This window comes from Pseudomonas sp. FG-3G (genome assembly GCF_901007645.1).
Taxonomy (GTDB): Bacteria; Pseudomonadota; Gammaproteobacteria; order Pseudomonadales; family Pseudomonadaceae; genus Aquipseudomonas; species Aquipseudomonas rhizophila.
This window is the reverse complement of the sequence record NZ_CAAKGZ010000026.1, coordinates 138,365-149,988: the sequence shown is the minus strand read 5'-3', so window position 1 is coordinate 149,988 and position 11,624 is coordinate 138,365. Positions and strand designations below refer to the sequence as shown.

Annotated in this window: 13 protein-coding genes and 1 riboswitch; of the genes, 2 read left to right on the top strand and 11 right to left on the bottom strand. The window is 61.8% G+C overall.

The window, feature by feature from the left end:
• Positions 1 to 139: 139 nt before the first annotated feature.
• The 5 genes from PSEUDOMOFG3G_RS19735 to PSEUDOMOFG3G_RS19715 are packed head-to-tail and all read right to left on the bottom strand — an operon-like array spanning position 140 to position 4,215.
• Positions 140 to 781: an urea amidolyase associated protein UAAP2 gene (locus tag PSEUDOMOFG3G_RS19735; RefSeq protein ID WP_139050922.1), complete on the bottom strand. Its 642-nt coding sequence runs from the start codon at positions 779 to 781 to the stop codon at positions 140 to 142.
• Between the two features lie 11 nt (positions 782 to 792).
• On the bottom strand, positions 793 to 1,518 hold the full coding sequence (locus PSEUDOMOFG3G_RS19730) for an urea amidolyase associated protein UAAP1 (RefSeq protein ID WP_107322079.1): 726 nt from the start codon (positions 1,516 to 1,518) through the stop codon (positions 793 to 795).
• Positions 1,519 to 1,531: 13 nt separating this feature from the next.
• Positions 1,532 to 2,320 carry an ABC transporter ATP-binding protein gene (locus tag PSEUDOMOFG3G_RS19725; protein ID WP_047227987.1) on the bottom strand — a complete coding sequence of 263 codons (789 nt, stop codon included), beginning with the start codon at positions 2,318 to 2,320 and terminating at the stop codon, positions 1,532 to 1,534.
• Positions 2,317 to 3,132 carry an ABC transporter permease gene (locus PSEUDOMOFG3G_RS19720; protein ID WP_047227986.1) on the bottom strand — a complete coding sequence of 272 codons (816 nt, stop codon included), beginning with the start codon at positions 3,130 to 3,132 and terminating at the stop codon, positions 2,317 to 2,319. The genes PSEUDOMOFG3G_RS19725 and PSEUDOMOFG3G_RS19720 overlap by 4 nt, the downstream gene beginning before the upstream one ends.
• Before the next feature lie 15 nt (positions 3,133 to 3,147).
• On the bottom strand, positions 3,148 to 4,215 hold the full coding sequence (locus tag PSEUDOMOFG3G_RS19715) for a putative urea ABC transporter substrate-binding protein (RefSeq protein ID WP_139050921.1): 1,068 nt from the start codon (positions 4,213 to 4,215) through the stop codon (positions 3,148 to 3,150).
• A 60-nt stretch (positions 4,216 to 4,275) separates the two neighbouring features.
• A riboswitch (guanidine-I (ykkC/yxkD leader) is annotated at positions 4,276 to 4,377 on the bottom strand.
• Between the two features lie 305 nt (positions 4,378 to 4,682).
• Here PSEUDOMOFG3G_RS19715 and PSEUDOMOFG3G_RS19710 point away from each other — a divergent pair.
• Entirely contained in the window at positions 4,683 to 5,087 is a 405-nt protein-coding gene (locus tag PSEUDOMOFG3G_RS19710; protein WP_107322081.1) for a hypothetical protein, read from the top strand.
• A 215-nt stretch (positions 5,088 to 5,302) separates the two neighbouring features.
• Here PSEUDOMOFG3G_RS19710 and PSEUDOMOFG3G_RS19705 read toward each other — a convergent pair whose 3' ends face one another.
• Positions 5,303 to 6,415, bottom strand: coding sequence for an enoyl-CoA hydratase/isomerase family protein (locus tag PSEUDOMOFG3G_RS19705; protein WP_047227984.1), 1,113 nt, complete (start codon positions 6,413 to 6,415; stop codon positions 5,303 to 5,305).
• Positions 6,416 to 6,546: 131 nt separating this feature from the next.
• Between PSEUDOMOFG3G_RS19705 and ung the strand changes: the two genes are divergently transcribed.
• The gene (gene ung / locus PSEUDOMOFG3G_RS19700) at positions 6,547 to 7,239 is read left to right on the top strand and encodes a uracil-DNA glycosylase (protein ID WP_047227983.1); all 693 of its coding nucleotides are present in this window, start codon (positions 6,547 to 6,549) and stop codon (positions 7,237 to 7,239) included.
• 111 nt (positions 7,240 to 7,350) lie between these two features.
• On the opposite strand, the gene PSEUDOMOFG3G_RS19695 is transcribed toward ung, so the two are convergent.
• From PSEUDOMOFG3G_RS19695 to PSEUDOMOFG3G_RS28145, 5 genes are all read right to left on the bottom strand, one after another.
• A complete protein-coding gene (locus PSEUDOMOFG3G_RS19695; RefSeq protein WP_047227982.1) occupies positions 7,351 to 8,388 on the bottom strand; it encodes an AbrB family transcriptional regulator in 1,038 nt (345 codons plus the stop codon).
• Positions 8,381 to 9,895 (bottom strand): tripartite tricarboxylate transporter permease, encoded by a 1,515-nt coding sequence (locus tag PSEUDOMOFG3G_RS19690; RefSeq protein WP_139050920.1) that lies wholly within the window; start codon positions 9,893 to 9,895, stop codon positions 8,381 to 8,383. The genes PSEUDOMOFG3G_RS19695 and PSEUDOMOFG3G_RS19690 overlap by 8 nt, the downstream gene beginning before the upstream one ends.
• A 1-nt stretch (position 9,896) precedes the next feature.
• The gene (locus tag PSEUDOMOFG3G_RS19685; RefSeq protein WP_092397315.1) at positions 9,897 to 10,355 is read right to left on the bottom strand and encodes a tripartite tricarboxylate transporter TctB family protein; all 459 of its coding nucleotides are present in this window, start codon (positions 10,353 to 10,355) and stop codon (positions 9,897 to 9,899) included.
• Positions 10,356 to 10,412: 57 nt separating this feature from the next.
• Positions 10,413 to 11,390 (bottom strand): tripartite tricarboxylate transporter substrate binding protein, encoded by a 978-nt coding sequence (locus tag PSEUDOMOFG3G_RS19680; protein WP_047227979.1) that lies wholly within the window; start codon positions 11,388 to 11,390, stop codon positions 10,413 to 10,415.
• Positions 11,391 to 11,481: 91 nt separating this feature from the next.
• Entirely contained in the window at positions 11,482 to 11,607 is a 126-nt protein-coding gene (locus PSEUDOMOFG3G_RS28145) for a hypothetical protein (protein ID WP_256676726.1), read from the bottom strand.
• Between the last annotated feature and the right edge of the window lie 17 nt (positions 11,608 to 11,624).

Here is an 11,624-nt window from a genome sequence, read left to right as displayed (position 1 = left end):
GCTCATCCAACCTTGATGTACCTGACAGATCGCTATCGCGAGCAAGCTCGCTCCCACAGGGGATCAGGGCGTTATTTGATGCACTGCCCCGACCGGCTCTGGCACAACGCAAACAGCCAGCGGCGCAGGCGGGTGAGTTTCAGTTCCATATCAAAAGCTCCGCTGGCGTGGGGTTGTAGGCGTTGCACGGGTTGTTCAGTTGCGGGCAGTTGGAGATCAGGACGATCACGTCCATCTCGGCCCGCAGGTCGACGTATTTGCCGGGCGCCGAAATCCCGTCCTCGAACGTCAGGCCGCCGTCGGCGGTGACCGGCACGTTCATGAAGAAGTTGATGTTCGGCCCGATGTCGCCCTTGCCCAGACGACCGTCGTGGGCGCAGGCCCGCAGGTAGTTGTCGCGGCAACTGTGCATGTAGCGTTTTTCCAAGGCGTAGCGCACGGTGTTGCTTTCCTGGGCGCAGGCGCCACCGAGGGTGTCGTGGCGCCCGCAGGTGTCTTCAACGATGGTCAGCATGGGCTGGCCGAGGTTGGAATACAGCACGCTGCCGGTGCTCAGGTACACGCTGTTCTGCCGGCGCAGGGTGCGCTGCACGTCGTAGCGTTCCTTGGGATTGGCCAGGCTGTAGAACAGCGTATCGATCGCCTGGTTGCCTTCCAGGTCGAGGATGCGCAGGGTCTGGCCGGCCTTGACCTCCACCAGCCAGGGTTCCCCGGCGGGGATGGTGGCGCGGTAGATGGCGGCGTCGGGCTGCTTTTGCAGGGTGGCGATGGCAAGTGACATGGCAGCGATCCTCAGGCGAACAGGCGGTCGGTGTTGATGAAGCCGCGCTGGTTTTCCGGGCGCGAGTTGCGGCAGTGCTCGGCCACGCTGGGCTCGGCGTTCATCCAGCTGAGCTTGAGCGGTTGCGGGGCGTATTGGGGGTTCGGGTCCATCGGGTGTTGCAGCGCAGTCAGTACCACCAGGGTATCCATCGGTGCGTAGAGCTCGATGTAATCGCCGGCCTTGGAATGGCCTTCAACGAAGTGAAAGTTGCCGGCCTCATCGACATCGACCCGGCTGAACAGGTTGAGGGTCATCAGCAGGTCGGACAGGCCCAACCCCCATTTGCCCAGCTCCACCAACAGGTTGTCGGTGCCGTTGCGAAAGAACCCGTTACGCAGTTCCTGATAGCGGCCCTGGCCGTATTTTTCGGCCACTTCCTCGGCGCAGAGCACACCGCCTAGGCTATCGCTCCAGCCGCACGTGTCGGCGGTGATCGCCGCCAGCACCCGGCCCATGTCCGAGTACAGGCAATGGCCGGTGGTGAGTTTGGCGGTGTGTTGGCATTTGAGGCTGTCGGGCAGGTTCAGGCGCTCGGTTTTCTCATTGGCATTGAGCAGCGTCAGGCTCACGTTGGCCCCGCCGCGCAGATCGGTCAGGCGCAGCAGTTGACCGCGCTTGAGCACGAAGGAACGGTGGCCGCCACCGGGCAGCAGCTCTTCGGCGAAGGGAGGAAACAATTGGGTCGAATCGGTCATGGGAAAACTCCTTTCAAGCGATACGCAATGCGCCGGCCAGTTCGGCGGGCAGGGCGTCGACGGCGGCACGGGCGGTGCGGCGGTCGCTGTTCAGTGGAATGTCGTAGGTGATGCGCGCGCCATAGGCGCCGGGGGCATGGGGATCGACGCGAACCTTGTCGAACACCAGCAGGCGGGTGCCGAGGCTGAATCCTTCGGACAGGTCATGGGTGACCATGAACACCGTCAAGCGGGTTTCGCGCCACAGCTCCAGCAACAGGGCGTGCATGTCTTTGCGAATGCCGGGATCGAGTGCGCCGAAGGGCTCGTCCAGCAGCAATACACGGGGTTTCATGATCAGCGCCTGGGCGATGGCCAGCCGCTGTTGCATGCCCCCGGACAACTGCGCCGGGTATTTGTCCAGTGCATGGCCGAGGCCGACCTTGTTCAGCAGATGCGCGGCCTCTTCACGGGCCTGGCGTTTGGCGCTGCCGAACAGGCGTCCCAGCAGCGGCGAGCGCGGCAGTTCCAGGCCCAGGGCAACGTTGTTCAGCACCGTCAGATGCGGGAACACTGAGTAACGCTGGAACACCACGCCACGGCTGGCATCCGGCTCACCAGCCAGAGGCTCACCGTCCAGCAGAATCTGCCCGCGACTGGCGCGCTCCTGGCCCAACAGCAGCCGCAGAAAGGTCGATTTGCCACAACCCGACGCCCCCACCAGCGTGCAGAACTCGCCTTCGGCGACGCTCAGGTTCAAGCGTTCGAGCACCACCTGATCGGCGTACTGCTGCCAGACGTTATTGACCTTGATGAAGCTCATGCCTTCGCCCCCTCATACCAGGGGAACGCTCGCCGGGTCAGGTGCTTGAGACCCCAGTCCATCAGCCAGGCGAGCAAGGTGATCCACACCACGTACGGCAAGATCACATCCATCGCCAGGTACCGGCGCACCAGGAAAATCCGATAGCCCAGCCCATCGGTGGAGGCGATGGCTTCGGCGGCGATCAGAAACAGCCAGGCCGAACCGAGCATCAGCCGCAGGGAAATCAACAGGCGTGGCAGCAATTGCGGCAGCACCACCCGCAGCATCAGGGTCCAGGTCGAAGCGCCGAGGGTCTGGGCCTTGATCAGCAGCTCGGGCGGAATTTCCCGGGCGCGCTGTTCCAGGTCCCGGGCCAGACACGGGGTGATGCCAATGACGATCAGCATCACCTTCGACAATTCTCCCAGACCGAAGACGATGAACAGAATGGGCAGGATCGCCAAGGGTGGCACCATCGACAGCACGGTGAGCAACGGCGACAGCGGCGCGCCGAACAGCGGCAGCGTGCCGGCGGCGATGCCCAGGCACAGGCCGGCCAAGGCGCTGATGCCCAGGCCGATTGCCAGTCTGCGCAGGCTCGATGCGGTGTCTTGCCAGAGCAGGTAATCGCCACTGCGCACGTCAGCGGTGAAGGCCAGGCGTTTGACCGCATCGGCCATCTGCACCGCGCTGGGCAGCAGCTTGTCGTTGGGGTTGTCCGTCAACCGTTCGGCCGAGCCCATAAAGTAGGCGAACAGCACCAGCGCGAAGGGCAGGATCACCAACAACAGGCGGCTGGGGCGATCCGGATAGCGGTTGATCAGGCGCATGCCAGCTCCTCCGGTTTACAGCTTGGCGTCGGCGGCCAACTGCACGTAGGTCGGGTCAAAGCGCAGTTTGAGGTTGGCCTTGTCGCCGCTGGTCACGCCATTGGCAAACGTCATGCCGACCGCGTCGGTGTCCTTGGCGCCTTCGCCGAGCAAACCGTGCTGGAACGAAAACTCGGCGACCTTGCGCATGGTGGCGGGCAGTTGCTCACTGGTGGCGAAGCTCAGGGCCTCCTTGGGCGTGGCGAACAACTTGGTGGTGTCCAACTGCGACTGGAATCCGGCCAGATCGGTGCCCGAGGCTTTGGCCATGTGTTCGAGTGCGGTCTTGCTGGCGGCGTTTTTTGCATCCATCAGCGCCACCACTTCAAACCAGGCACCGGTCAATGCTTTGCCCAGGGCCGGGTTGTCCTGCAGGGTCTGGGTGTTGACCACCATCATGTCCATGATCTCTCCCGGGATCTGGCTGGAATTGAACACCTCGCTCACGCCGGGCTGGGCCTTGATGTCCGAGAGCATCGGGTTCCAGGTGGTGACGGCCTTGACCTGGTCGGTATTGAAGGCCGCGGAGATATCGGCATCGGAGGTGTTGACGACTTTCAGGTCTTTCTCGGTCAGACCGACCGAGTCCAGGGCGCGGGCCAGCAGGTAATGGGAGACCGACAGCTCCACCAGGTTGACGTCCATGCCCTTGAGGTCGGCGACTTTCTTGCCGTCACCCTTGAGCACGATGCCGTCATTGCCGTTGGAAAAATCGCTGACGATCAGCGCGGTGCTGTCCACGCCGCCGGCGGCGGGAATGGTCAGGGCGTCCATGTTGGTCATGGTGCAGCCGTCGAACTGACCGGCGGTGTATTGGTTGATGGATTCGACGTAGTCGTTGAGCTGCACGACATCGATGGTGATGCCGTATTTTTTCGCCCATTTATCGACAATGCCTTGGCTGCCGGCGTACTCCCAGGGCATCCATCCGGCGTAAATGGTCCAGCAGACGCTGAAATGGTCTTTTTGCGCGGCAGGGGACGAGGGGCTTACGAGGGCCGAGAACGTAGCGAGGAGCAGGGCGCAAAGACGAAGCTTGAGCATGGTGGTTCTCCAGTTGATCAAGGGCGGACAGGAGCAACGCGGCACCGCGAACGGTGGCTTGTCTCCCGGGCTTTTGTCCCGCCGTGTAACCTCAACTGGAGGTCGCCAACTCTCGGACCAGCCACTCGCCAGAGGCGAGCCGGAACCCTAGTCAGCCATTGCAAATTGTGGTGCCGCGAACCTGTGATGACTCCTGCACGGAGTTTGTTAAAGCGAGAGCCGTGCCAAGTAGCGTAAAGGCCCGGTCCAAAGCGGGTGGGGAGAGATCAGCGCGGCGTCGCCAGTGGGTTTGTGCATGGTTGTGGTGCTTTGCTGCACCGGGATGAGGCGCGGAGCACATGTTTCAACTTATTGCCGGGGCGCACCAGATTCGGATTTCGCTGTCAGATTAATCGTCAGTCACCCAATAGATGACTGCCGCCCGCCAGCGTCGCTGATGTGGCTCATTAGCGGTCCAGGAGGCCGCCATGTATCGACGACTTCTGCTCATTGCGTTTCTGGGTTTGACACTTTCGGCATGTGTTCCTTACGACGGAGGCTCAAGCTACTACCGTTCCGAGGTCTACACCTCACCGGCGCCGGTCTATTACGGTGGCGGGAGCTACTACTCGGCACCGCGCGGCTATTACGCACCGCGGTATTACTCGGCACCGCGTTATTACCAACCGGCACCACGCTATTACTCGGCGCCGCGCTACTACCAACACGGTCCACGCTATTACTCGCCACCGCGCACGGCATACCGGTCTCATCCACACCGGGGCGGCTGGGACGGCCATAACCGGGGCGGCTGGAATGACGACCGTCGTGGTCGAGGCGGACGGGATCATCGGGGACGCGGTGATCATGATGGACGGCGTAACCACCGCTGATTCATCGGCAGCAAAAAGCGGCGCATTGAGCGCCGCTTTTTTGTGCCTGTAACAAACCCGATGGGATAACGCTTGTGGGAGCAAAGCTTGCTCGCGATGACAGGGGACCAGTCAGCTTCCCGGTGACTGGCATATCGCTATCGCGAGCAAGCTTTGCTCTCACAGAATGTCGCTCTCACAGAATGTCACTCTCACGGGTGTGCCACCCAGGTTCTTTACTCGTTAGACAAATCCGCCAGCGGATGCCGCCCTTCCCAGGCCTTGTGAAAATGCGCCTCGACCGCTGCTGCGGGGACATGGTTGATGTCCGGCCAGTGCCAGCGGGGCTTGTGGTCTTTGTCGATCAGCCGCGCCCGCACGCCCTCGCTGAATTCAGGGTGTCGGCAGCAGTTGAGGCTCAAGGTGTACTCCATGCGCAACACACTTGCCAATGACAAATGCCGGGCTCGGGCGATCTGTTCCCAGACCAGATGAGCAGTCAGCGGGCAGCCTTCGGTCATGGTCTTGGCCGCCCGGGCGATCAATGGGTCTGAATGGTCCACCAGCAGGCTGAGGGTTTTCCAGGCGCAGCGCACATCGCTGACATCCAGCCATTCGTCGATTTTCTGCCGGCGCGGTAGCCATTGCGCCTCGGGTAATTGGGCGACGGCTTCCTGTTGCAAGGCCTTGAGCAAGCTGTTGAGCTGCATGGGCGTCTGTTCCTGCCAATTGAGTTGCAGCAGGCCTTCGATCAGATCGTCCTGTTGTTCATCCAACAGGAAACGGTCGGCCAGACCCAGGTCAATGGCGTCCCGGGCATTCATATGGGCGCCCGTCAGGCCCAGGAACAGGCCAAGCTTGCCGGGCAGCCGCGACAGGAACCAACTGGCGCCGACATCCGGGTACAGGCCGATGCTGATTTCCGGCATCGCCAGGCGCGTGCTCGGTGTGACGATCCGAATATTCGCGCCTTGCAACAGCCCCATGCCGCCGCCAAGCACGTAGCCATGGCCCCAGCACACCAAGGGTTTGGGAAAAGTGTGCAGGTTGAAGTCCAGTCGGTACTCCGCGGCAAAAAATTGCGCCGCCAAGGGCGGTACTTCACCTGGTTGAGCGCGGCAGGCCTCTACCAGGCTGCGCACTTCGCCGCCGGCGCAAAACGCCTTGGCGCCGTTGCCACGCAACAATACACAGACGATTTGCGGTTCTCTGGCCCAGGCGTCGAGACGATCGCGCAGGGCGTTGATCATCGGCAAGGAGAGGGCATTCAAGGATTTTTCAGCATCCAGGGTGGCGATGCCGATACGGGCGCCATTGATGCCAGTGAGTTCTTCGAAGTGCAGATTCATCGTGACCTCGATCAGAAATTTGAATGATCAGTATGACCGCTGCGTAGGAAAGTGCCGGTTCTGCGTCAGATCAATTGACAAGCCATGTAGGCTTTCCTAGGGTGCGCCCATTGTTTTTACCGGGTGCAACCATGACTGCTGACGACCGTATCAAACTCGAACCGAGCTGGAAGCAAGCCCTGCGTGCCGAGTTCGACCAGCCCTATATGGCAGAGTTGCGTGAATTTCTGCGTCGGGAGTACGCCGCCGGCAAGGAAATTTACCCACCGGCATCGTTGATTTTCAATGCCCTCAACTCCACGCCGCTGGACAAGGTCAAGGTCGTGATCCTCGGCCAGGACCCTTATCACGGCCCAGGCCAGGCTCATGGTTTGTGCTTTTCAGTGCAGCCGGGCGTGCCGGCGCCGCCCTCGCTGGTGAACATCTACAAGGAATTGAAACGCGATCTGAATATCGACATCCCGAATCACGGCTACCTGCAAAGTTGGGCCGACCAGGGGGTGTTGCTGCTCAACACCACCATGACCGTGGAGCGTGCCAATGCCAATTCCCACGCGGGCAAAGGATGGCAGCACTTTACTGATCGGGTCATTGAAGTGGTCAGTGAGCACCAGCCGCATTTGGTCTTTCTACTGTGGGGCGCCCATGCCCAGGGCAAGCAGAAGCTGATCGATGCCACCAAACACCTGGTGCTGACCTCCGTCCACCCGTCGCCGCTGTCGGCTTACCGCGGTTTCCTGGGGTGCGGGCATTTCAGTCGGGCCAACAAGTTTCTTGAGCAACAGGGCGAAGCGCCGATTGATTGGCGGTTGCCGCCGGTTTAATGCGCCCAACTGACGGGCCCCATCGCGAGCAGGCTCGCTCCCACACTGATTTGTGTACGCCGCAATATTCTGTGGGAGCGAGCCTGCTCGCGATGAAGGCGCCGCGGACGATCAGACCGAACCCGGCTTGCGAATCCAATACCTGAACAACGGCTCCGCCAGAAACAGCACAAACAGCAGCCGCATCACCTGCAACGCCGTCACCAGCGGTACCGACAGTTGCAGCGTCTCCGCCGTCAGGCTCATTTCCGCAATACCGCCGGGCATCATGCCCAAGGTCAGTGACCGCAAGTCCAGGTGGGTCAGCGTGCTTAGGCCCAGGGCCGCGAGGGTTGCGATCAGCATCGTCAACACCGTGCCGATCAGCGTACGTCCCATGAACGACGGCGCGCGGCGGAAGAACTGCCGGTTGAAATGACAACCCAATCCGCTACCGATCAGCCACTGGCCGATCTGGCTGCCGCCGTCGGGCAGGCCGATGTGCAGATCCCAGCCGATGCTCACCGCCGCACTCACCAGCAACGGTCCGAACAGCCACGGGTTGGGTTGGCGCAAACGCTCCCAGCCCCAGGCGAGCAGGGCGCCTGCCGGGAACAGCAGCGCCAGCCACAGCCAATCCACCGTGGCAGCGTGCTGCACCGGGGCGCCTTCGCCGAGCAAGTATTTGAAAGCGGCCGGTACGCACAGCACCACCACCAGTACCCGCAGGCTCTGGCCGGCAGCGACGCGGCTCAGGTCGGCGCCATTGCGGGCACCGAGGTTGACCATCTCGCCGGAACCGCCCGGCATGCTGGAGAAAAAAGCGGTGGCGCGGTCTTCGCCGGTGCGGCGCATCAGCCACACACTCACCACGCTGGACACGCTGGTGATCAGCGCGCCGAAGAAGATCAGGCCAAAATGGCTCAGCACCTGCTCCATCACCACCGGGGTGAAGTGCAGGCCGATACCGATGCCGACCACCCACTGGCCGCATTTACGGCCGCCAGGGATTTCCATCAGTTGCCACGGTGTGAGGCAGCGCACCAGGATGATCGCCAGTAACGAGCCAACCATCCAGGGCAAAGGCCAGCCGATCAGGCTGGCCAGATAACCGCCGGCCAGACCGACCAGCGGTGTTCCCCACCATTGTCTGAGTGTTGCTTTAGACATTGGCCAGGGCGCGACGTTGAGCCGAGCGACGGCGCCAGATCCGCAGCAATGGCATCAGCAGCATGATGACGGTCAATACCCAGCAACCCAGGGTGATCGGGCTCGACCAGAGGATTTCCAGAGCACCGTTGGAAATCGACAGCGCACGACGCAGGTTCTGTTCCATCAGGCCACCGAGGATGAAGCCCAACAGGACCGGCGACAACGGGAAGTCCAGCTTGCGCAGGATGTAACCGAAGATGCCGATACCGATCATCAGGAACAGGTCGAACGTGGTGGCGTGCACCGCGTAGACGCCGATCCCGGTGATGATCGCGATGACCGGTACCAATGCCCAGTTCGGCACGGCCAGGATACGGGTGAAGACGCGGATCATCGGGATGTTGAGGATCACCAGCATGATGTTGGCGACGAACAACGAAGCGATCAGACCCCAGACGATGTCAGGTTGTTGCTGGAACAGCAGTGGACCTGGGGTGATGTTGTACAGCGACAGCGCGCCGATCATCACCGCCGTGGTGCCGGAACCCGGAACACCCAGGGTCAGCATCGGCACCAACGCACCGCAGGCGGCGCCGCCGATGGCGGTTTCCGGGGCGGCGAGGCCACGCTTGTCACCTTGGCCGAACGTACCGCTTGCACCGGCGATGCGTTTTTCCGTCATGTACGCCACGGCACTGGCCAGCGTCGCACCGGCACCTGGCAACACGCCCATGATGAAGCCAAGCACGCCGCATCGCATGTTCACCCAGAACACCGACGCCGCTTCCTTGACGTTGAACATCATCCGCCCGGTGGCTTTCACCGCTTCCTGGCCGCGATGGGTCTTTTCCAGCAGCAACAGAATTTCACTGATGGAGAACAGGCCCAGCACCAGCACGACGAACTGGATGCCGTCGGTCAAATGGATATTGTCCCCGGTGAAACGGTAGACGCCGCTGTTGGCGTCAATCCCGACGCAGGACAGGAACAGCCCGATCAGCGCCGCAATGAAGGTCTTGAGCGGGCGGTCTCCGGCCATGCCGCCGAGACAGACAATGGCGAACACCATCAGCACGAAATATTCCGCCGGTCCGAAGGCAATCGCCCATTTGGCCAGCAGCGGGGCGAACAGCACCATGCCACAGGTGGCAATGAATGCACCGATGAACGAGCTCCATGCCGACAGCGAAAGGGCGACGCCGGCCATGCCTTTGCGGGCCATCGGGTAACCGTCCAGGGTGGTCATGACGGTGGAGGCTTCACCCGGGATGTTGAGCAGGATCGAGCTGATTCGTCCGCCGTATTCGCAACCCAGGTATACGGCCGCCAGCAGGATCAGGGCCGACTCCGGTGGCAGACCGAGGGCGAATGCAATCGGGATCAGCAACGCCACGCCATTGATCGGGCCCAGGCCCGGCAGCAGGCCGACCACGGTGCCGATCAGGGTGCCGCTCAGGGCGGTAACGAGGTTGTAGGGGGTCAGTGCAACGCCAAAACCCTGGCCGAGATAATTCAGGGTATCCATATCAATTCTCCAGGACGTCGAGCAGGCCCAGGGGCAGCGGCACGTCCATCAGCTTGTCGAACAACAGATAGAGACCGATGGCCATCAGGCTGATGATCACCACGCTCGGCACCCAACGACCGCCATACAGGCGCGCCATCGGAACCCCGACCACAATGCTGGCGAGGATGAAACCCAGGGGTTCGAAGGTCCCGGCGAATATCAGCAGCAGCACTACGCAGATGCCGATTTTCTGCAGGGTCTCGCGATCCAGTTGCGGATCTTCGTCGCTGTGCACGATGGGCGTCGGACGAAACACCATATAAAGCAGGGCCAGGCTCAGCAGCCCGATCATCAGCAAGGGGAAGGCGCGCGGCCCGACCGGTTCATAGGAAAAGGCTGCCTGGTAGGGCCAGGCCATCAGCGCGAGGCCGACGCAAACCAGCAGCAGCACTGAAGCGAAAATACGTTGGATGAGCATGACTAACTCCTGGGCGGCGCCGCAGTGATGCAGGCGCCGCCGCGAGAACAGAGGCGATTACTGGACCAGGCCAAACTCTTTGGCCAGCATCTTGTAGTCGGCCACTTGCTTCTTCACGTAGGTGTCCAGTTCCGGACCGGTCATGGCGAACGGGAACAGTTCGCGCTGGTCACGCAGCTTGGCGAAGTCTTCGGAAGCCAGCAGCTTGTCGAATGCGTTTTTCCACCAGGCGTAGTCTTCATCACTGACCTTCGGCCCGAGGTAGAAGCCACGAACCACTGGCCAGACGATCTCGTAGCCTTGTTCACGGGCGGTCGGGATGTCTTTCATTTCCGGCTCATCCAGGCGCTTCTCGGCGAACACCGCCAGCAGGCGCATGTCGCCGCTCTGGATGTGTGGCATGGAGTCGGAGATGTCCGTACTGCCTACCTGAATATGGCCGCCCAGCAGGGCCGTTGCGATCTCGCCACCGCCTTCGAGCGCCACGTAGCGCAGTTTGCGCGGGTCGATACCGGCGGCCTTGGCGATCAGCGCGGTTTGCATCCAGTCCTGGCTGCCCACGGTGCCGCCGGAACCGATGACCACGGAACCTGGATCTTTCTTCAGTGCCTGTACCAGATCATCGAGGTTCTTGTAGGGCGAATCGCTCTTGACCGCGATGGCGCCATAGCTGGTGCCAACGGCTGCCAACCAGCGAACGGCGTTTTCGTCGAAACGCCCGAATTTGCCTTGGGCCAGGTTCAGCAACGAGCCACTGGACCAGGCCACCAGCGTGCCGGCGTCGGCCGGGCGCTGCGCGACCACTGCGTTGTAGGCCACTGCACCGACGCCGCCGGGCATGTAGGTCACGCGCATCGGTTTGGTCAGCAGTTTTTCGTTCACCAGGGCGCTTTGGGCCAATTTGCACGTCAGGTCAAAACCGCCGCCAGGCGCGGCCGGGGCGATGCATTCCGGACGCTTGGGTTCGGCGAGCAACTGCCCGGCGAACATCAGGCAACCAGCGGCCAGGGCTACTTTACGCAGTGATAGGTTCATTTTTGTCTCCACAGGAGTTGTTGTTGTGTGTTGCACATTTGCCGTTGTCGGACCCTTCGGGAATCGACAGCGGGCCATCAGGAGCGATAGGTCACGTGGCATAGACGCACAGGGACGACGGTGCAAGACCGGCGAAAGCGGCGGCGCAAGTGAAGGCGATCTGGTTGAGGCGGGAAGGGCGAGCAGGCGTCGGGGCCTGGGGCTGTATGGACAGCATGGTGAATACTCCGCTCT